This is a genomic window from Thermogemmatispora aurantia, from assembly GCF_008974285.1.
Classification (GTDB): Bacteria; Chloroflexota; Ktedonobacteria; order Ktedonobacterales; family Ktedonobacteraceae; genus Thermogemmatispora; species Thermogemmatispora aurantia.
On the sequence record NZ_BKZV01000003.1, the window covers coordinates 601,603 to 621,618 of the forward strand.

Annotated in this window: 20 protein-coding genes, 2 tRNA genes and 1 pseudogene; 7 read left to right on the plus strand and 16 right to left on the minus strand. The window is 59.0% G+C overall.

Annotated elements, in window-relative coordinates; all coding sequences use genetic code 11:
• Positions 1 to 9 precede the first annotated feature (9 nt).
• From KTAU_RS12120 to KTAU_RS22375, 8 genes and pseudogenes are all read right to left on the minus strand, one after another.
• On the minus strand, positions 10 to 1,146 hold the full coding sequence (locus KTAU_RS12120) for a GNAT family N-acetyltransferase (RefSeq protein ID WP_151728615.1): 1,137 nt from the start codon (positions 1,144 to 1,146) through the stop codon (positions 10 to 12).
• A gap of 71 nt (positions 1,147 to 1,217) precedes the next feature.
• Positions 1,218 to 2,408, minus strand: coding sequence for a hydroxymethylcytosylglucuronate/cytosylglucuronate synthase (locus KTAU_RS12125; RefSeq protein ID WP_151728616.1), 1,191 nt, complete (start codon positions 2,406 to 2,408; stop codon positions 1,218 to 1,220).
• Positions 2,405 to 3,364 carry a hypothetical protein gene (locus KTAU_RS12130; protein ID WP_151728617.1) on the minus strand — a complete coding sequence of 320 codons (960 nt, stop codon included), beginning with the start codon at positions 3,362 to 3,364 and terminating at the stop codon, positions 2,405 to 2,407. Before KTAU_RS12130 ends, KTAU_RS12125 begins: the two co-directional genes overlap by 4 nt.
• The gene (locus tag KTAU_RS12135) at positions 3,352 to 4,545 is read right to left on the minus strand and encodes a class-II aminoacyl-tRNA synthetase family protein (protein WP_151728618.1); all 1,194 of its coding nucleotides are present in this window, start codon (positions 4,543 to 4,545) and stop codon (positions 3,352 to 3,354) included. Before KTAU_RS12135 ends, KTAU_RS12130 begins: the two co-directional genes overlap by 13 nt.
• A gap of 38 nt (positions 4,546 to 4,583) precedes the next feature.
• The gene (locus tag KTAU_RS12140) at positions 4,584 to 5,612 is read right to left on the minus strand and encodes a class I SAM-dependent methyltransferase (RefSeq protein WP_151728619.1); all 1,029 of its coding nucleotides are present in this window, start codon (positions 5,610 to 5,612) and stop codon (positions 4,584 to 4,586) included.
• The gene (locus KTAU_RS12145; RefSeq protein WP_170293246.1) at positions 5,609 to 6,844 is read right to left on the minus strand and encodes a DegT/DnrJ/EryC1/StrS family aminotransferase; all 1,236 of its coding nucleotides are present in this window, start codon (positions 6,842 to 6,844) and stop codon (positions 5,609 to 5,611) included. Before KTAU_RS12145 ends, KTAU_RS12140 begins: the two co-directional genes overlap by 4 nt.
• 49 nt (positions 6,845 to 6,893) lie before the next feature.
• The gene (locus KTAU_RS21940; RefSeq protein ID WP_228026426.1) at positions 6,894 to 7,256 is read right to left on the minus strand and encodes an SPASM domain-containing protein; all 363 of its coding nucleotides are present in this window, start codon (positions 7,254 to 7,256) and stop codon (positions 6,894 to 6,896) included.
• A 105-nt stretch (positions 7,257 to 7,361) separates the two neighbouring features.
• Positions 7,362 to 7,628, minus strand: a pseudogene (locus tag KTAU_RS22375) (radical SAM protein); the annotation flags it as partial.
• 82 nt (positions 7,629 to 7,710) lie between these two features.
• Between KTAU_RS22375 and KTAU_RS12155 the strand changes: the two are divergent.
• Positions 7,711 to 8,211, plus strand: coding sequence for a histidine phosphatase family protein (locus KTAU_RS12155; RefSeq protein ID WP_151728622.1), 501 nt, complete (start codon positions 7,711 to 7,713; stop codon positions 8,209 to 8,211).
• Between the two features lie 2,565 nt (positions 8,212 to 10,776).
• Here KTAU_RS12155 and KTAU_RS12160 read toward each other — a convergent pair.
• Positions 10,777 to 10,956 carry a hypothetical protein gene (locus KTAU_RS12160; protein ID WP_151728623.1) on the minus strand — a complete coding sequence of 60 codons (180 nt, stop codon included), beginning with the start codon at positions 10,954 to 10,956 and terminating at the stop codon, positions 10,777 to 10,779.
• A gap of 253 nt (positions 10,957 to 11,209) precedes the next feature.
• On the opposite strand from KTAU_RS12160, the gene KTAU_RS12165 reads away from it, so the two are divergent.
• Together KTAU_RS12165 and KTAU_RS12170 are read left to right on the plus strand one after the other, a co-directional pair.
• Positions 11,210 to 12,115, plus strand: a complete 906-nt coding sequence (locus KTAU_RS12165) for a hypothetical protein (RefSeq protein ID WP_151728624.1) — start codon at positions 11,210 to 11,212, stop codon at positions 12,113 to 12,115.
• A 345-nt stretch (positions 12,116 to 12,460) separates the two neighbouring features.
• Positions 12,461 to 12,874 carry a hypothetical protein gene (locus KTAU_RS12170; protein ID WP_151728625.1) on the plus strand — a complete coding sequence of 138 codons (414 nt, stop codon included), beginning with the start codon at positions 12,461 to 12,463 and terminating at the stop codon, positions 12,872 to 12,874.
• Between the two features lie 8 nt (positions 12,875 to 12,882).
• Here the strand turns inward: KTAU_RS12170 and KTAU_RS22380 are convergent, their stop codons facing one another.
• Entirely contained in the window at positions 12,883 to 13,245 is a 363-nt protein-coding gene (locus tag KTAU_RS22380; protein WP_151728626.1) for a WD40 repeat domain-containing protein, read from the minus strand.
• Between the two features lie 379 nt (positions 13,246 to 13,624).
• Here KTAU_RS22380 and KTAU_RS12180 point away from each other — a divergent pair, with 379 nt between their 5' ends.
• Positions 13,625 to 14,263: a PIG-L deacetylase family protein gene (locus tag KTAU_RS12180; RefSeq protein WP_151728627.1), complete on the plus strand. Its 639-nt coding sequence runs from the start codon at positions 13,625 to 13,627 to the stop codon at positions 14,261 to 14,263.
• Here the strand turns inward: KTAU_RS12180 and KTAU_RS12185 are convergent.
• Entirely contained in the window at positions 14,240 to 14,614 is a 375-nt protein-coding gene (locus tag KTAU_RS12185; protein WP_151728628.1) for a hypothetical protein, read from the minus strand. The two genes, KTAU_RS12180 and KTAU_RS12185, sit on opposite strands and share 24 nt — an antisense overlap.
• Before the next feature lie 32 nt (positions 14,615 to 14,646).
• Entirely contained in the window at positions 14,647 to 14,835 is a 189-nt protein-coding gene (locus KTAU_RS12190) for a hypothetical protein (protein ID WP_151728629.1), read from the minus strand.
• A gap of 1,077 nt (positions 14,836 to 15,912) precedes the next feature.
• Between KTAU_RS12190 and KTAU_RS21570 the strand changes: the two genes are divergently transcribed.
• The gene (locus KTAU_RS21570) at positions 15,913 to 16,854 is read left to right on the plus strand and encodes a class I SAM-dependent methyltransferase (protein ID WP_170293248.1); all 942 of its coding nucleotides are present in this window, start codon (positions 15,913 to 15,915) and stop codon (positions 16,852 to 16,854) included.
• 4 nt (positions 16,855 to 16,858) lie between these two features.
• Entirely contained in the window at positions 16,859 to 17,104 is a 246-nt protein-coding gene (locus KTAU_RS21575; RefSeq protein ID WP_170293249.1) for a tyrosine-type recombinase/integrase, read from the plus strand.
• A 77-nt stretch (positions 17,105 to 17,181) separates the two neighbouring features.
• On the opposite strand, the gene KTAU_RS12205 is transcribed toward KTAU_RS21575, so the two are convergent.
• The 4 genes from KTAU_RS12205 to KTAU_RS12220 form a co-directional block, all read right to left on the minus strand.
• Positions 17,182 to 17,254: transfer RNA gene (locus KTAU_RS12205), tRNA-Gly, on the minus strand.
• A gap of 62 nt (positions 17,255 to 17,316) precedes the next feature.
• Positions 17,317 to 17,389: transfer RNA gene (locus KTAU_RS12210), tRNA-Pro, on the minus strand.
• 203 nt (positions 17,390 to 17,592) lie between these two features.
• Positions 17,593 to 18,048 (minus strand): hypothetical protein, encoded by a 456-nt coding sequence (locus tag KTAU_RS12215; protein ID WP_151728632.1) that lies wholly within the window; start codon positions 18,046 to 18,048, stop codon positions 17,593 to 17,595.
• Between the two features lie 174 nt (positions 18,049 to 18,222).
• Positions 18,223 to 18,621 (minus strand): response regulator transcription factor, encoded by a 399-nt coding sequence (locus tag KTAU_RS12220; protein ID WP_151728633.1) that lies wholly within the window; start codon positions 18,619 to 18,621, stop codon positions 18,223 to 18,225.
• A gap of 335 nt (positions 18,622 to 18,956) precedes the next feature.
• Between KTAU_RS12220 and KTAU_RS12225 the strand changes: the two genes are divergently transcribed.
• A complete protein-coding gene (locus tag KTAU_RS12225) occupies positions 18,957 to 19,946 on the plus strand; it encodes a GAF domain-containing protein (RefSeq protein ID WP_112433877.1) in 990 nt (329 codons plus the stop codon).
• Positions 19,947 to 20,016 lie beyond the last annotated feature (70 nt).

Here is a 20,016-nt window from a genome sequence, read left to right on the forward strand (position 1 = left end):
AACCCTCCCTCAAGAGAGCCTTTGCTCGTCTAGCATTGCAGCGCAGGCAGCCAACTGCTGATGAGTCGTGAGATCAAAGCATTTCATAAACGCTGTTTGCAGCTCAAGGTGGCACCCGCGCCACAGCTTGGCCTTATATGCTTCAGCCCCGTAGTGTATCCGTTTGAGCTTTTGCTCAATAGCGTAGGTGATTGGCTGATAGTAGCCGACCTCGAAGTAGAGAGGCAGCCTTGCCGTTCGCTCATAATCAAAGCCGACCTGCTCACAGTACAACTCATCACGATAACGGTAGCAGAGGCAGAACGCTACGATCTCTCCCTCCTTCCGAGCCAGTACGACCAGCGGCTCACCGGGGCGCTCGCGAGCGGCAACAGCCAGAAAAGAGTTCTCAGACGGTGGGCGACGGGCAGACTCACCGTGATACTTCGCGTCAACATTCCCTTTGAGAATCTCCAGGCGCGCCACGTCTGCTAGCTGAAGAGGAGCGATGCTCAGCTCGACGCCTGCTCTGGCAATCTGCAAACGTTCCCTGCGAATACTATGCCGACGCTTACCAGACAGGCTCTGAAGGTAGTCTGAGAAAGAGGACCAGCAGATATCGAGTACGGCCAGCCAGACGTTGGGGAAAGAGAAATAGTCATGTTCCAGCAATACTGTGCGCAGCACGGCATCGTCGCCTGCTACGTATGGACAGCAAATGGAACAGGCCCCCCAGGAGCGCGCCTGCTCTTCAATCTGAGAGAGCAAGAGGCTGATGCAGGCCTGTTGCTCCTCTACTGGGATAGATCGATCGATCAGGACACGCGCCGACGTGACCTGATGCGAGCCAATGGAGACCGCAGGCAAGATGGCCTTGGCTCCTGGAACAAAGCACTCAAACTCTGGACCTGCCACCCGACGCAGCATCAGATCCGGTCTTTGATAAGCAGAGACTGTTGTTGACTCATGGAGCAAGTAGATCGGAACAGCGCCGCGAGGGGTCATTGTCGCATCCCAGACCATGAAAAAGCGAGCCATTTTAGGGCGTGAGCGTTGGATAAGTGCCAACATCGGCGTGGTCAAAGTAAAGTCTGCTCCCCTCGCCAGACTATTCCACTGCTCAGAGGGGATCTCCTCTACTCTCTCATAAACAGTGACCCGATACATCGTGTATCCTCTCCAGGTGACAGGCGTTGCATGCCCTCTCTGAGACCGCTTGTCAGCCCCTGCCTTGAGGGCTACTTCCAACCAGAAAGAATCTGGGCGCAGAAAGCGGCTACCTGCTCAGCTCCCCGTGTCCCGACCAGGGAGACCAGGCCATCCCACTCTTTCCTCTGCCGTGCTCGGGCCAGCGCCAGTGTCAACCGCTCCTCCAACTCCCTCCATACGGCAGGCGCTTCCGCAAGTGCCTGCTCTAGCGAGGCATAAATGAAAGAAACGGCAGCCTCCTCCCCCTGAAGACGGAGGCATTCGACAGCGCTGAGGTCCAATACCTTACGTGGCCACGGCACCCGGCAGTCTGGATCAACATGGGCAGCAAAGCGATCGCTATTGAGAATCTGACTGAGATTTTGAGGAGGGAGACAGACCGTCGGGACTGAGCGACAGCCAGCCTCGATCAGGGTCGTCAGGCCCGGAGAGCAGACCAGGAGTTCTGCCTGCTCCAGCAGATCGAGAAAGGCAGCATGTGATCGCGGGGCCATGTGAATAGCTGCTGGCAGAGAGTCCACCATTGCTTTGTCCATGCCGATTTCGTCGAAGTCCTGCATATTGCCACAAACCTCAATTAGCGTGTAGCCGGCCCGCACCAGGGTTTGCAACGCAGGCATCAGAACCAGCTTGGGATAGGGCCTGTTTCCCGAGGTACTCAGAGGCGAATGCAGTCCACCAAAACTGACCACTGCCAGACCAGGCCTGCAGGTACGTTGGCTCTTCTCTCTCGTCGTCGTGATCCCTTCTACCCAGTGTAGGTGACGCACACGCCGCAGTGGTTGCCAGGCAGGCCAGGGAATGGAATCGCACAGCTGAGCGGCATAGATAGTCACCTCGCTCGGGATAGGATCATGTTCCGTCCACAGGTACGGCAGACTATCGACGTACACGGTGGGACAGCCGGCCCGCTCTATAGCAGAGGCTACCTCGGGATCCAGGACAACCAGCGCGGCTGTTACCTGATGGCGGTCGATAATAACCCGCACCCGGTCGAGCAGCAGTGGCTCACGCTCATACCAGGCCTCCACTGGCAGATTACCGAGTACCGGGCGCCCCAGGCTGGTGCCCAGTACCACCAGCTTGAGATCGTAGCCACAGCGGTTGATCAGGACCCGCAGGATACTTTCCAGTTTCCCTGCACTTCCCCAGCCAAAATCTACTCCACAGATCAACAGGGTGGCCTGCAGGCGTCTAGCGACATCCAGCGGTCTTTTCATCGCTCTCTCCTGAAACTCCCTCGAGACAGCTCTTGCCAAGAATGGCAAATCTTCTCCCAGAAAGCGCGATGCTCCCTCCCCCAGTCTTCCCCCCCTTCTCCCATTTCGCAGCACGATGGCAGTTCGTCGATCGTCAGGCGATCCTGCGCCGCTGCTCGCGTGGCCCGCTCATCTCCTGCGCGCCCGGGGGCAGGCACCGTTACCAGGTGCTCTGTAGGCCACTGTCCATTCAGCCGTCTCGCCAGCGCCACGGCCTTGACCTGTTGCACGTTCTCCACCACCAGCATCCCGCGCAAAGGCCTCCCGAGCAGGTGCTCAAGCACAGGTTGCCGATAACAGGCCAGATTGTAGCGGTAGTACTCATAGTAGTACCGAAACGGTGATCCGGCCGGAAAGGCCGAGCCATCCCTCAGATGATAGAGACCATTCAGCGCGACCGTCGGCAGGCGAGTCCGGTCCCTCTCGACTGTCTCTGAGAGCACGGCCCAGACCACCTCATCGTGCGAGACAAAGCAGCGCGAACCCGTGGGCAGTTCCAGGGTCTCAAACACCGAGAGTACCCTTTCCGCCACGCGGTGCCAGCCAGCAGCCCGCTCCGCTCCCCGCGGAACCAGGCGAATCTCCTGACCCGTGCCAATAAAAGAGACCAGCGGCACGGACAGCAGCCGGCTGATCGCCGCCCCATGCACCAGATCGGCGATCACGGTCGCCGCCAACCGGCGCGGCTCGGCCTCAGCATGATCGATGCAGGGAGAGGCCACGACCACCTCGATGCTCTGGGATAATCCGCTCAGCCTCCTGGTCCCTGCGACAAAGAACAAGGCGGCCAGCTGCGACCTCGTTTCCTCTTCTTCCTCGAACTCGAAGGGAGGAGAATCAATCCCATAGGTCTTTAGCAGAGGCCAGATCCCTTCTCCGTAGAATCGCTGCATGAAGTGGAGAGTCAGCTCTCGCATGCGCGCTCTTCCCCTCGGTATAGCGCCGCAAGGACCCACCGTTCCAGGCCCAGGCCAACGCACCCTGTCACCCGTCCCGGGCGTCCATAGCCACGGACAATGAAGTGGTCTCCATGCCGGTTAATGGACGCCAGCGCCAGCTCCTTCCCTGCGACGCTGCCACGAAACTCGCGCTTGTGTCCTGCCTTTCCTCCCCCCAGGAAAAAAGGATCATGAGCCGCTACCCAGCGTCCCTTGATCCCCAGGTCAGCAGCAAGACCAGTGAGCAACAGCTCTACTTCGGAGGTAAAACGTTCCTCCCATGTTTGGGAAGCGCACCAGAGAACCTCCCGGCAGGTGAACGCCGGCATACGCCCAACCGCACTATCATAGTGGGGCTCGCGGCGAAACACAGTAGCCAGATGGGTGCCCAGCACAACGTCATCTGCATCTAGCAATGGATAAGAATTCAGGCAGGCGGCTGGCAATAATGCGGTATATTCGTCAAGATGAATAATTTGCTCAGGATGGGCGTCATAGTAGCCCAGGTGACGCAGCTGATCCACGCTAATCAACGGACTGGCTGGGGCCCAGAGAGTTCCTCCCCACTGAATCACGAATGCCTGCACTTCCCGCTCGATTCGCGCGATCACCGCCCCGGCCTCTCCTCCCCGTAGCCTGGTTGCATCTTCAGATCCCTGGACAGCTCCTCCTGGGAACGATGAAGGGGTAGGCCCTGCAGAGAAGACATCTCCCTGACTCAGTACACGAGCCATCGCCTCTGAGACGGGAAGGCTGCCTGGATCACTGGCACTGCTGAATACGGACAGTTGGCGACCACGTGAAACAGCGACCCTGGCCTCAGGACAGGCAAGAGCCAGGCGGTACTCGATTTGCCGGCGGGACTGTGGCAATACCCCTTCCTCCTGAGCCTGGTCTGGCGGAGGCTCCACATCGAGACGCAGACGCGCCTGTACAGCGAGACGCCTGCCATACCTTTCGATCGCGGCCTCTAATGCTGCTACACCGGATAAATCACCCGGGCCCAGCTCGGCTTCATCGAGAACGATACCAAGTTCATATTCTGTGACGACCAGGGCGGAAACGAGGTCGAGGCTGTCCCATTCCTCATCAGCGTTCAAGAGTTCTGCCTCCGCGAGCGCTTTGCGCAAGCGATCCCGCTCCTCCTTTGTCAACTGCACGCCTCGCTCATCCTTTTCTCTGTCTGCACCTGTCCCAATCAATTGAGATCACCGTCCCCCATTGGCTTTCTACCGACGCCAATCATCATATCTCCTCTTCGCATACAGCGGGCCAGAAAGCGAAGATGTCGCAACTGGAGATAGAGCGTTCCAACCCAGGAGGAACCTCGCTGGCTGTCCTGAAGCGCTTCTCTGAGCTCCCGCTTTTTATAGTCCCTATCACGTGCCCTATCATAGAACGTGATATGCTGGAAACCTGTCCGACGCATCATAGCTGCCAGCGAGCGCTGCGTAAAGTAGGTCAGGTGGCTCGGCGGCGAAAGGAACTCCCAGACGCCAAGCGCGGGGAGGAAGAGCCGGCGGCTCATGGACGGGATCAATCCGTCACCTCGCGGCGTCGATATGATGAGCGCACCGCCAGGTCTGAGCATTCGCGCAGCCGCAGCTACCACCTCGAAGGGATTGACCATATGCTCAAGCGAGCTGAGAATCGTCACAGCATCGAACTGGCGATCGAAAGAGAGGAGAGAGAGATCCCCCTGATAGACCTGCAGTCCGTACTGCCTGCTCGCGTAGGCCAGGGCTTCGCTATCGATATCCACGCCGACGACCTGATAGCCTCTGGCACGCAACAGCGAGGCGAACTGGCCATGACTGCAGCCAACATCAACGACCCAGGAGCCGCTCGGGACACAGCTGAGCACCACCTGGAGCTCGGGACGAAATTTGCGCTGCACAACCTCGGGTGGATAAGGCTGCCACCTGCGCCTGTTGTAGAAAACCCACATATCTTCCGCTCGCGGCATAGGGTCCACCCAGAGGAAGCCGCACTCACGACATTCAGCAATGCGAAAACCACGGCGCCAGGTGAATGGAGCGGTGCGAACAGAGCCACAGGCCGCACAAGGAGCAGTATCAGCATGAGCTGGATAGCGCTGGCGTACCAGCTCGGTCGCCTCCTCACGGGTCAGCGCCCTTTGCGCGATAGTCGTTTCTTGCGCGTACCCATCAGAGACATCGCGCTCCCGGCTGTCAGCTCCCTCTTGCTGCTCAGAAGCAGGGTTCATGGCTTCCTCCCGGTGGCGCCATAAGCTGCGCGGAAGTAGGCCATCACCTTGCGGATAGCCGCCACGGTATAGGAGAGATCTTCCTCATCCAGCCCCGGCCCCACCTCGATACCAATCTGGCGGCGGAGCAGATCTCTGGCCACCGGAGCAATCTCTGGCCCATAGCTTGGGCGCTCTTCAGGGGGCAAGGTACGGAAAAAGTAGGGACGTTGTTCGCGAATCCAGTCTATATCGAGTAGGTGGGGATGACTGGGGTCACAACCCACGTTCTCAGCTTGAAGGGCATCTACTATCTCATTTCTGTAGGGAGCAAGCTCAGGTGGGACAAGGGCGTTCAGCTTAAAGTAGGCATGGGTGCTACCAGCGGGAACGAGGGGGAAGCTCAGTCCTGTTTCGGCCACTTGCTCTTGGACCCAGCGGGCCAGTCGCTGGCGCCGCTCCAGCTCGCTGTCGAGTCGGCGCAGCTGGTGCCTACCCAACGCAGCCTGGACTTCCGTCATATTGTAACTAAAGCCCATTTCCCGGTAGTCAAACCAGCCCTCGCCTTTCCCCTTATGAGCAAGCGAGCGGGCCGTCGCTGCCAGCTCCTCATCGTCAGTAATGAGGATTCCCCCCTCCCCAAGGGCAATATGCTTGCGACAGCACAGGCTGAAGGCTGCAGCCCGCCCAAAGGTACCAGTCTTACGCCTGGCCCAGAGCGCACCATGAGACTGCCCACAGTCCTCAAGAAGTGTAAGGTCATGGGCTTCCGCAATCTGAGCTAGCTCAGTCATTGGACAGGGCTGCCCATACATATGCACTGCCACGATTGCACTGGTGCGCGAGGTGATCTTGCGGCGGCAGTCCTCTGGGTCCATAGCCCAGCTTTGAGGATCAAGATCCACGATCACTGGGATAAGATGGGCCTGAAGCAGTGCTGACAGCACAGAGACATAAGCGTTCGCTGGGATCAATACCTCAGAGCGCTCTGGAAGACGCGCTGCCAGGTACATGACATGGAGTGCAGCTGTTCCTGAGCTGACCGCCACAGCATAACTACGCCCAAACCAGGCTGCATATTCGCTTTCAAAGGCTCTGACCTGTGTTCCTCCATAGAACTGGGCAAGAGTACCCTTGGAGAGGACAGCCATCACCTCCTCTTTGGCCTCCTGGCTAATGACAGGACGAGCATCCTTTCGGCAATCACGAACAGGTTGACCACCGTAGAGAGCGAGTTTCTCGCGTTCGATCACAAACAGGCCTCCCTGCATCAAAAAACTGATTGTTGCTTGCTGCCGAGCCTCATTCTGAAGGCGGGGAGTGGATAGCAAGGCTCCGCAACACATGATTCATTGCACGAGAACCGGCATCACAACGAGAGCAGACGCTATTGTTCCCTTCCAGGCAATGCAGACGTAGCTGCTGAAAAGCCTGACTTTCCCATGCCTCCGATGCTGAAGTCGCTAAGATATTACTCAGCGGATTTTGAGCATAGACCAGCATATTACAGCCGTAGACATTGCCAGTATCTGCTCGTACGTAGGCAGTAAACTGCGGTACTGAACAACAGACTGAGCCTTTTTCTGAAAACATATCAGCGTCGGCGACGAGCAGCACCCCCCTGGCAGCCCCTTGCTCGTGCAAGGCTGGTAGCAGTTGTTTCATTCGATCGATCTGCCCCTCATCTGGCAGAAGTGCTCTGTTCCCTCGTACAGGAATGAGGTGCCACCAGCGGGGTGGCTGAGGCCGTGTGAAGAGCAAGTTGGCCAGCAGTGGAAGATCATCGATGCTCTCTGCTTGAAGCACAGTATTGATACCATAGGAGAGGCCAGCTTCCTGGATGGCGGCCATGCCTTCGAGACAGTGTTCGAAGAGCCTCGGGGTGTTGCGGATGCGATTATGGTGGTCCCCCAGCGCATCTAAACTGAGGACAACTTCGCTGCAGCCAGCGTCTGCCAAAGCGCCTGCTTTCTTCGCCAGTAACCGCCCATTCGAAATCACAGAGACACGCACCCCGGCTTCCGCTGCTTCTCGAATAAGAGTCCGAAGTAAACAACATCCAACTTAGGCAGGAGAGGATGATCCTTCCCTATGCACCTGATTTCTCTCATATGAGGGTCTGCTTGCCCTCTTCTGCTCCCGTTCCCTGCGCGCGAGGCAAACAGCTCGGTATATCAGCGAGACAACCGGCCTGGTTCCAGAAGTGCTTGCGGGATTGGAAGAGCGTACCTTCCATGCGCTGGTCGGCCTGACACGGGAGCAGATTGCGAATCGCTATGGGACTGGGACCCTGTTCGCCTTAGAGCACCGTAGTGAGGGACTCGAACTTGCCGGAGAGGAAACGCTGGCTCAGGCGGCTGAGCGCGTACATGCAACTGTAGCGCATATTCTGACTCATCCTCACCAGCGCCTTGCCATAGTTAGTCATGGGGGACCACATGGCTGGCTGCTGGCGTCGGCTCTCGGTCTGGATGTGAGGGAGTCCCGTCTCTTTCGCCTTGATGAGGCCAGCTTTTCTATTTTCGCATTCCAGCCGGAGGAGAAGGGCTTCCGACTCACTCGGATCGTGACACTCAATGCACGCATGCTACCAGCCGGTCTCCTGGCTCAAAATAAGTAGACTGGTCTCCTTCAACGACTGGAGAAACGATGATCGATCTCAGCAGGGGCTGCCTCTGCATGATCCACCTTCTGTGGACCGCCAGTCTTAAAATGGTATATGGTCAGCAGCGCTCCGGGTGCTTGCATGAGTAATTCCTCCTGCCAGGAGCTGGAGAGTGGCTTTCTCATTTCTCTGGCTGTGCCTCAGAGTGAGGTAGGGGAGGCTCCATCGACCAGAATGATCAGCCTCTCTGGTCGGTCCCCGCTGCTGCACCGCAAAGCGATTTCTCGATAGGCTCCCTACAGAAAATAAGCGACGCGAGCGTGCTAATGCGCTCACAGATGCCGTGGGGAACCACCAGCGGAGCCTCCCTCTCCTAGGTGCGTTTGCCTGATCCATCGCACGCAGAGTGATTGCCTCCACATATCCCAGGGCGATGATAGACTCTCTGATGTGAGTAGGCCGGGCCCTCCAATAATGGCCTTTGCATAGCGCCGGTGCGCCGCGCCGTATTGCCCTGCATGGACCCCTTCGGCAGCCGAGAGGAGAAGAAACTGCCAGGAAGGAGTCCAGACGCTAGCGGTGATCTGGCTGACATGTGCCACAGGCGAGCCGAGCCCAGGCACACTGCTCTTGTTCGGCGGCTCCAGAGAAAACGGCAGGCCCCGGCCTCGCTCGCAGTCGAGAAGCCCGTTCCAGGTAAGGAGCTAAGTAGCAAGAAAGTGCCCCGGACACGGGTGAGGGAGCCCACACTTTCAGGCCGCTCGGACGCCAGGGCTACCGGCCAGGGCAAACGGGTAGCTTGCTGAGCCAAGCAGCCAGGTACGCGGCAGGACACCCTCAGCATATCAACCTCGACAACACAGGTTGAGCCGTGCCCGGTGGCTGCACAGGTGCGGGCTTGGCGATGCCACTCGTCTGCCTCTTTGCCCATCACATGGGCGTGAACCTGGACCACCAGGCAGGATCAAAGCCGGCTCACCGTCTGGGTACGAAAATGCTTTCGATCAGGGCGGTAATGAACCCGACGAAACCGACCCAGCAACCGTTGAGCACCTGGATGAAGGCGCATCTCGCCGCTTCAGGCAGCGGGAAGCTGAAGGCTATGAGATTGGAGGACTACGCCCAGGAAAACCACTAGCTGAGCCAGGACAGCCCACAAGCGCTTGCTGCCGCAGGCCGGAGAAAAACAACCACGCTGAGGAGCAAAGAGGCCATGACCAGGGTCAGGTAGAAAAGCGTCCGCCGTTGAAGTATTGAGCGTCCGGCCAGGTGGGCATTGCCTTCTATACTGGGAAACGCTCACTCAATCCACTTTTGGGAGGCTGGGTCAAGGGAGCGAGTCGTTCCTGCAGCGTCAGCCGGCCGGCCCCCAACTGGGCCATGCCCAAGGTGTTCAGACTCAGCCTCTCTGCACAGAGCTGCGCGCGCAGCTGCGGGTCCAGCCTACAATTGCAACAGCGCAGGGCCTTCTCCACGCGGCTGGCAGCGTATCATCGCCACCGCCAGCGCTTCCTGGCTGCCTGGCCGGTGGCATGAGCAACTCGTTCCTGGGGGACAGCTGGTCATAGATCTAAGGGGAAGATCGAGTCACGGCGACCCAGGCTGGAAGTGTCCGGGTCCTGACGGGAGAGGAGTGGCTGACGCTGATGGGCAATGCCCTACCATGTGGGCTGCAATTCCAGCGCGCCGCCGGGTAGCCGATCGGCAGGCCCCCTGGCGGCCCATGTGAATCCGGCCCCGCACTCATCAGCAGCCCTTGACGCTGAGCATAGGCCTCATAGACCGCCTCCAGCTCGGGCCCATGCGTCGGATACCAGACCTCCAGTCCGTCCAGGGGGATCTCTGCCCGCAGCTGCTCCAACGGCTCTGGAGTGTAGAAAGTGAACTTCTCTAGTTGGTTCTGGTCGCAACCAGGGTGCGTGATCAGGACCAGCCCCTCTGCGATGCGCCGTATCCACTGTGTCTGCCAGACCGGCTTTGATCTCCTCCCGATCGTCCACCTCCCGAATCCGGGTCAGCACTGCCACCCACTCCGAGGCACAGCCATGTGCCAGTAGCAGGGCGGCGTGGTCCCCTGCCCCCCGGAGCTGCTTGCCCATCGCCTTCAGCTGCATTTCGCGCTTGGGGAAGTGAGAGCCGCGGTGGAGCAATGCCTCATACATCTCCTCGGCGTTGGCGCACTCTCCCGCTCTCCCTGGCGCACGCGCTCGACCAGCTGAAAGGCCGGGAACTGTGGATCAATTCCGCAGACCAGGACAGCCGCCATTTGCCCGTGCCAGGTGGCACTGATCTCTACGGCAGGCAACACGGCCACCTGCTGTGCTGCCGCCTGCCGTTGCAGCAGAGGGATGGTGTCCGACCGATCATGATCGGTAACAGCGATCAGCGCCAGGCCTGGGGCGTGCACATATTCCAGCAAGGCTGCGCCACAAGAGGTGGTCGCACGTGACTTCTCCTTGCTGAGACAAATCCGTTTGTACCTGCTGCCATCGCCGGGCTTCCTTGCTCCAGGGAAAGGAAGGTTGCCAGGGAGTGGAACGAGCTCGTCAGCCAGGATGAGGAGGCGGAATAGTTCCACCGTCAGCCAGGCGTCCGACAGATGAGCGAGAAGGGGCGTGCTGCTGTCATGCTCCCCATTTCATGCAGCAGGGTGACCTCTCCCATGCCCTCGCCGACCTCAATGAGGCCCTTCGTCTCGATCCCATTGCTCCGACGATCAACCGGGCGCTGAACCAGGTCCAGCAGGCCACGAAATAGCAATGTCTCCGGGTGCTCGTCAGCGTCGTATAGTATTCCAGCGAGGTCATAGCTCGTACTCCTGATTCGTAAGTTCTAGATCGCTGGCGATCATGGAGCCGGGTATGCCTGACACCAGGGGTCAAGATTGCCGCAGGGAGATCCCGGTGGCGTTGAGGATATACTGAGGAATTGCTGAATGCTTCTTGAGGAAGAGGTGCTACGATAGACAGCAGCCAGCCGGACGCAGCTTTCACACGAGAGGGACCAAAGCGATATGCCACTGCTAGATGTGCAACGCTTCTGCCGTTGGATAGTCACAATCGTCCTGGCTGTGCTTCTGCTGGCGGCCTGTGCACCAGCCGGGAGTGGAAGCCAGTTGACCGGCTCCCCATCCCCATCCCCATCCCCAGCTCCTGCGCGTACCTATACGTGGATGATCGCGTACTCCGCTGTGCAACGCCTCGAACAGGTTGATCCTTCAGACACCCTGGCCAAAACCTATTTCGATAATGCTCATACGTACCTGCTTGGTGCCGGCGCCCCCAACTTTCCTACGCAGTGGCACAGTATTCCAACCGTCACGTTTGCCAGCTACGCTGCTATGCAGAAGGCTTTCGCGTCGCACACGATTCCGGCTTCGGTGAAAGCGGTGGTGTACGATAATGAGGCCTGGAGTTTTACCCCCGCGCAAGAGCAGCGTCAGCCGGGACGCTACGATCAACTCGCGGCTGAGCTGGTACACGAGCATCACCTGATCTTTATCGCTACCCCCGCAACGGATCTGGCCCACGTCATCAACCCCGCTGGCGGGAATAGCTACCAGAATTTCCTGCGCCTGGGAATTGCGGGGGCAGCAGCACGCTATGCAGATATCTATGAGATCCAGGCCCAGGGTTCAGAGCTGCACACGAGTACCTACGTCAATTTTGTGCGCCAGGCTGCTGAGCAGGCGCGAGCAGCGAATGCTCATGTCATCGTCCTTGCCGGACTGAGTACGAATCCTGGCGGACAACACGTGACTGGCGAAGATCTCTATCGAGCCGTAATGGCCACACAGAGCATGGTGAGTGGCTACTGGCTCAATATCCCGGCGGGAGGCCGGTATTGCCCTCGATGTGGCACGCCCCAGCCCCAGGTAGCCATTGACTTCCTCAAGCGGCTGTCTGGTCAGGATCAGTAAAGACCCCTGGGAGGTTCCCAAAGCGCTTAAGCTATCAACGAGCCTGGACGAGTCTGCTGGCTGCAACTGCGGCTGCTGCCTCCAGCCTTACGTCGTGCAGGAGGGCAGGGCAGGCAGCTGCCAGAGCAAGCTGATCCTCGCCCTGCCGGGTGAGCCGGGAAGACGGCAGGCCGGATCAGCCCACCCTTTGCTCAATGCTGCTAGAGCTATCGTGTTGTGTGAACGCGGTCATAGACAGCGATGTAAGGACACGGTAAGCTGGCTGCAGATTGGTACATGAGGACGTTCCCGCGTCCGTCACCGGTCTGGCTTCTGATCAGCAGAGGTGTCGAAAGGAGCCATGTCATGATGAGCACGCTCACTGTCTCCATCGTGGGTCCACAAAGCACTGCAGCAGGGGAGCATGGTGCCCACGCCCGTCGACTGATCGCACGTGTCACTCTTCATCCTCGACAGAAGCAGGTCGAACTTATTATTTACGATCAGGGCTATGGAGAGCAGCTTATAAGATGCTTCACTCCCCACTTTAGGTTCGTAGCTGGTGGAGTGACCCCTGAAGGATATGCCTGGGATGCCGGGGAGCACATCTACCCCTGGGAGCCAGCCTTTATCGGCGTGCTAGAGAGTCGGCTCCTGGAGCTGAAGCTTCGTTGCGTTCCTGAGCACAAGCTGCCTCTTCTCTCCTGGCTCTCTCGCTGGCGTCGGCATCAAGGGTCAGGAGATCGTGTCCTCCTCACTGAGAGGGATCTTGGCGGCTGAGGATAACGCTACGAACGCTGGCCCACTTTTCCCCACCAGAGGCGGACCAGGCGATCCTCGCTGGCAGTCGCCAGGCGCCTTCCATCTGGCGACCAGGCGACTTCCCGCACCCAGCCAGGATGACCCTTCAGAACGGCCAGCTCCCGCCCACGGCTTCCATCCCACAGCGGCTGGATCGAATGGCTCGAACGCAGCGATGGTATCCAGCCCGCTGGGCCGGCCACCCGGCGCCTGTTGCAGTGGGGGAAGGACAGCCAGAAGCAGATTGCCTTGCTTCTCTCCCTGCAACGGCGTCGCCGCGGCCATCCACATCTCCTTGCCACCTCGTTGCGCGATCCCACCTTCAGGGAGATACTCTGACCTGACATCATCTCATCCTGGCAGCCCCGTGGCTCTCTTCAGCGCTGGGCAGAGAAGGCCGGGGCTGTGGCAGGCCTGCCCTTGGCGGAAGCGTTCCATTTCAGGGATCTCTCATGCCTCGACTCGACGCCGACATCCCCCTCCCTTTCCTCCCTGTCGATGAGAACTTCAAGAAAACAGAAGAGATTAATAATGCAAAAGAGTATAATTCAACAATAGAAGGTATTGTCTCAAAGTCAGCAGCAACTGTCTCTCAGCAGCGATGTGCCCGGGAAAGGAGATGAGCGTCTCTATGCCTGAATCCACTTCTCCTGTTCTGCTTCCGCCTGGCGGGCAGCGCATTCTCTTGGTGCACGTGGTGCAAGCTCATCCAGATAACGCTGAGCACCTGTGTGGGGCACCATTGCATTACTGGCTCGTGAAGGAAAGGAGGTCCATTATCTCCTGGTGACGCGAGGAGATAAAGGCAGTGATGATCCACACTTACCTCCCGAGCACCTGGCAAGGATTCGGGAGCAGGAGCAACGTGAAGCAGCTTCCGTGCTCGGCGTGCAGTCGGTGACCTTTCTGGAAGGGTATTCCGATGGGGAAGTGGAACCCTGCCTGCAGTTGCGGCGGGAAATCGCGCTGGTGATCCACCAGCTCCGACCTGATGTTGTCTTCACCTTCGATCCCTGGAAAAAGGATGAGGTCCACCCTGATCACCGAGCAGTCGGGATCTGCACGGTGGATGCAATTGCATGTGCACGGGGCCTCTGGTATTACCCAGAGCAGCTCCAGGACGGCTTCACTCCTCATGCGGGGCGCCAGATCTATTACTTTGCGACCGATCGCCCGAACCATTGGGTGGATATTGGCACCGTGGTCGAGCAGAAGGCTGCAGCTCTGCGATGCCATGCAAGCCAAACGAGCCGAAAAGACATCCTGCAGTGGATACGGGAGAAAGGTATGGTAGCAGGGGCAGAGCATAAATTTAAGATCGAAGCAGGACTTCTAGAGCATCGGTCAAGTAACAGTGACAACAGGTGACAAGCCAGCAATCACAACGTCCAAAACGTGCCGAGCCATCGTGTCTTTCGTGATGGTCTGGTCTCCCCGGCTCCACTGCACTGCGGGACCGAAGATGGCCCAACTGATGACCTGCGCTGTGATTTCTCCTGTTTCCTGGCAGATGGGCACCGACGATGGGGCCTGGTTCAGCCAGTGCAGAAGGACCTCCTGGAGTTCTTGCTGCAAAGCGACTTCGAAGAACGGCACAAACTGCCTATCGGCTGGCTTGAGGTGATACTGCCAGAGGGCCAGAAAATCGAACACAGCGAGAAGAAGCAGGCGCAAGGTGCTCATCTGCAGGGTGGATATGGCGGGAAGCTGGCTCTCCAACGCGTGGTGAAGCTTCTCGCACATCCAGACCTCTAAGAAGGCATATTTGTCTTCAAAGTGAGCATAAAAAGTTTATCTATTGATTTCTGCTCGTTATGCGAGTCTTGTACTGAGATAGAGAGAATGTTTTGTCGTTCTTCAAGCAATGAGATGAACGCTTGCAGCAACAACTGACGGGTCAGTTTGACCCGAGGATCGTTCCCATTCGCCAGTGTGGCCATGTGCTCTCCTTACCTACCCTGGTAATGTCCTTATCATAGCCCTCTGAAAAGCAACAGTTGCCTTCCTGTGTTGCCTAAACAACGATCCGGCCTGTTTGCTAATTGCTTGCAGTTCAGAAGCAGCGTACTATTCCTCCTGTGTAGTATACACGACAGTGTTGGATAGATAACACTGTTATCTATCCAATGTAATTCTGTTCACTCGATACCGGCAGTGGTGTGAGGAAGTGCTCAGGCCAGGATAGCTGGTCTGAGCACCACCGCAAGCGAAAGGGCCACCAGATGACTGAAGCAACAACAAACGAAGCACCTCGACTCTCCAATGATCACATCAATGACGTGCTGCTGCGGTTTGCCGAGAGGTTCGGCCAGCCGCAGCGGTCACCGGTCTTGCACTCTCCCTCGGAACAGAACCTCGATGTGTGCTGTTACCTGGCGGCGTAACACCGTGTTACGTGGGGAACGAGTTGCCTGCATGCTGTTGTCTCCCTGCAATCGCTCAAGTTCCTCCTTTCTCACTCTACTTCTCATTGGTTGCCTGGGCATGAGTTGCCTGTGTTTACACCGACCCGGGTCTGACTCATGAAGGCCGGGCAGACGGCTGATCTGTGACTTTTCCAGCCTCTGCCGCTTGGAAGAACAGTCGGCAAACAAACGGAGACGAGGCCGCCTCAGCGATGCCTGCGGCCAGGCAATGGTGAGGGAGACAGGGCTCCTCTCTCCAGCTTGCACCCTCTGCCGAAGCTGGAGGATCCTTCCTCGAGAGCAGCCCCTTGCACGCTGGCAACCTGTGAAGGGAGAAGGGGCACGCGCAGCACACACCCAGGCGCGCAGCCCTCTTCCCCAGAAAGGAGACGGCATGGGAAAGCGGATCAGCTGCCCGAACTGCCAGGGGACCAGCTTCACCGCTGCTGTTCCCTGTGACCGGTGCCAGGGAGGGGACGGGCCAGGTCGAGCTCATCGCTGACTGGGGACAACGCCGTCCCGTCACGTGCTTCCGGTGTCTGGGCACCGGTTTGTTGAAGGAAGGGGACACCTGCACGATGGGTGGTGGCTCTGGCGAGGTGGAGAGCTGAGATGCCAGGTCCTCTCACGCTGGACTGGACCAGTGCGAGCTGGCAGCAAGCCTGTGACGCGCTCGCTCAGCTGACGGATGCCCCCGGGACGCCCATCGACCCCGGCATCGTTGAGACGGTCGTGCTGCTCATCCTCCTGGGCTTTCCAACCGTGCAGTCGTGCGAAGGACACCTCGATCACAGCACGGCCTATCCCTGGGTCATGGTGGCAGAGCACGCGCTGCAGCGACGCTTCCTGCAGCAGTGGCAGCAGGTCTGCCAGCTCCAGGAGCAGGCGCACCAGCGCGGCGACCCTGCCGCGCTCGATCGCTCCTATCGTGCGCTGGCCGAGCTCCAGCTGGCCCAGGCGCAGTGGAACCAGGAGGAAACGCTGCGAGCGCGGCTGATGGAGCGGCTGGACGCGTTCTCTGCCCAGCAGCCCTGCCGTTGTCCCGCCACGCGGCTGCTGGTGCAGCGGCATCATCCGGGGCTGTATCGGATCAGGCCCGTCTCTGCCGCTGATCCGCCACCGGGGAGACATTGCGCGCCAGCTCCCTGGAGCGAGGGCAGGAAGAGATGCGCGCCTGGACGCGCTCGCTGCGCCAGTGCTGGGAGAGGCAACGGGTCGCACAAGCACGGCGAGATGCTTCCTGAGCGTGGGAGAGCACCGTCCGGGGAGCAGGAGCGCGTTCCTGCTCCCGCCATGCGGGGAGCTGGCCCCAGAGAGGGATCGCAGCGAGCCGCGTCGGCGTCAGCACATGGAGGCCCCCTGCTGGACGTGGGCACCGGCATCGGCATCTGGGCCTTCGACATGCAGGCGATCTTCCCGCACGCCCTCATCGTTGGCGTCGACCTCTCGCTCGCGTCCCTACCCCAGCCGGTGCCGCCCACCTGCCTCTTTGTGCGCGCCAACGTGCTCGAGGGGCTGCCCTTGCACGCAGCACGGCAATTTCCTGACCGATAGCTTCGTGCGCCGCAAATATTACCAGCTCCTGGACCAGGTCAGCTTGCCGCGGATTCACTTTCACGATCTGAGGCATAGCACGGCCACCATCCAGCTCGCGATGGGAGTCAATATCAAAGTCGTCCAGGAACTCCTCGGTCACAGCCAGGTGACGGTCACCCTGGGCATCTATGGGCATGTGTTGCCAGAGATGCAAGGAGAGGCTCTGCGGAAAATGGAAGAGCTGTTGAGGGGAGAGCAGAACAAATAGCTGTCACTTAAGCTGTCTTGAGGACAAAGGGCGGCTCCCCTGTAGTGGGGAGCCGGCCACGTGGCTTGGGAGGAGGGAGCGGGAGACGGGACTCGAACCCGCGACAGCCTGCTTGGAAGGCAGGTACTCTACCACCTGAGTTACTCCCGCCAATTGCCATCACAAAACGAACATTGCGGGCAAAGAGGGACCAGCCACGGCGCTACCACAAATCGGGGTGCGCGGATTTGAACCGCGGACCTCATGGTCCCAAACCATGCGCGCTACCCACTGCGCCACACCCCGTCAGCTGACTGGCTTACTCGCCTACACTGCTCGCGCTCTTTGCCCAGCCCGCTACAGGTGAGCGTTCGCTTACAACTGTGCATCTGCAACTATAGCACGGCCTCATCTCGCTGTCAAGTAGGAACCCACCCATTACCCCCTCTTCGGCAGCACCTCAGCCGGCAAAAGACTACCAGCAGCCTGTCTTCAATCCTGCCCTGAGTCTACAAATCACGCTTGCGGCGATAGCGCAGCTTTAACAGGAAAAGCTGCCAACGAGTTGTCAGGCGCGACAGCCGCTGGGGACGCAAAGGGGTTACTCTGCCCCTCCCATAAGCTGCCGAAGAGTAACGCGGGCGCCGCCAGAGCTGGACAAGCAAGACGGCCACCAGGCAGACCAGGCTCACAATCGCCATCAGCCCGGTAAAGACCCCAGGGCCTTGCAGGGCATAAGCAAAACCACCCGCGATCAGGGCTGCAATGATGCTGAGGAGCAAAAACCACTGAGAGGCATCCAGTGTCCAGGCAACCGCAGGAAAACGCAGACGCGGCAGCGAGAAACGCCACCGACGACCTGCACGGGAGCGACCGGAGAACCGCGACCACCGCGAGTCCTGCGACTCACTCTGTTCCAGGTTCCGGAGGATCTCCTCAATCTCGCGCTCATATCTGTTTGGCATGGCTGCTCTGCTTCCTTAGGAGGAACTTGCCAAAAACGCCCCTGTTGATAATGATACCAACTTCTCCGCCATCCCGCAAGATCACAGCTGGCTTGCCTGCCTTGGCCCAGCGCCATCCACCCTCAGTCAATACCGCGCTCGCCCAGCGCACCCTTCCCAACCAGCTAGCCTGCCTCACTTTACCTCATCCCAGCTGGCTTCACACGACAGCATTCGGAAGAGACCTTTGACCTTCTCCACCAGCTCCAAGGGATGGAATGGCTTCGTAATATGATCCGCCGCCCCCAGATCAACACTAATCCGCTCATAAATGTGCTCAGCATGAGCCGTCATAATGATTACCGGTATCTGATGCAGGACCGGATCATGACGCAAGCGGTTAAAAATCTGATAGCCGTCTAGCCCCGGCATCATGACATCCAGAATAATCAGGTCCGGCCTCTCCACCTCCAGGAGCGCAGCCAGCTGTCTGCCGTCCGCCGCCGTGATCACCTCAAAACCATTGCGGCTTAGCACAAAGGTGATAATTTCTCGCGTTTCCTTATCATCATCTACTACAATAATACGTTTCATCGTTTGTCTGCCTCTCCCGGCCCTTCCCCTGGCGTACCAGTAGGGCTGACACAACGCACGCCGATGCCTGCGGATAGATAGATAAGCGCTGTAGACTTCACAACTGTCCCCACCTTACAGTATAGTCTCCGATGGAAGAGCTGCCCCATAAGGTCATTGAGCATGCTTCGCCTGACACAAGCGGACAGCTGATTATTAGAAGGGCGCACGCCACTCCCGTGAGAAGGCAGAATCGAAACTGGCGTCTTCTGGTTGACTCTGCCTGTTCCCTCTGTTATCATATGCCAGAAGAGCATCAATACAGGAACAGAGAGTAGGAGTCTGAGGGGGCGAGTATGAGCGTGAGCGAATCCCCGTCCTGGCAGTCCGTCTTGCAGCGGCTCATCCGAACAACGGCGGAGCGCCAGCGCCTCGCAACGGCGCTCGGAGTAACGACCATGACGCTATCTCGCTGGGCGAACGGCGAGTCAAGGCCTCATCGCTCCCACCTGATCCGCCTTGTCCAGGCCGTTCACCCCCAGTATCGACAGGAGCTGCTGGAGGCTCTGCGTCGCAGTTTTCCCGATATCGATGCCCTCCTGCGCGAGAGCGCCGTCGAGCAAGTGCCCTCTGAGTTCTTCTCCCAGGTGCTCAGCGCCCGTACCACGACGATCGAATCGCTGCGCTTCTGGCAGATCGGCGAGATGGTCCTGCGCCAGGCCCTGGCCCAGCTCGATCCAAATCACCTGGGCATGTCTATCACCCTGATCCAGTGTATGCCCCCTCACCCTGATGGGAAGATCCGCAGCCTGCGCGAGCGCATGGGAAAAGGGACACTCCCCTGGACCGCCGATCTGGAGCAAATGGCCCTCTTCCTGGGAATGGAGTCGCTGGCTGGCTACGTGGTGGAGTCCGGGCGCGTCCAGAGTATCGAAGATTTGCGCAAGTACCACCTCGTCCCCGCTTACCAGAGCGAATTCGAGATCAGCGCCGCCGCCCATCCAATCTGGCTCGGAGGGCGTGTCGCCGGCTGCTTGTTGGCTTCCAGCACCGAGGTGGGCTATTTCTCCCAACAGCGTATGAGCTTGCTGGCCATCTTTAGCGATCTGGCTTCGCTGGCATTCGATCCCAGCGAGTTCTACGCCCCCTCGCAAATCGAGCTGCGACCAATGCCCTCCCCAGAGAAACAACGCCCGATCTTAGCCACCTTCCGCCAGCGGGTGGCCCGGCTCCAGCATCAACGCCGCCTCTCTAACGCTGAGGCCGAGCAGGAGGCCTGGCGTGAGATCGAGGCGGAGCTGCTGCGCCTGGGCGAGGAAGAGAATGAGACACTGCTCGACTCCTGAGCCTGGCAGCGCTTCGCCTGGCTGCACTCCCTCGCCTGTCGCTGAGACCGGGCCCCGGCTCGCACTGGCG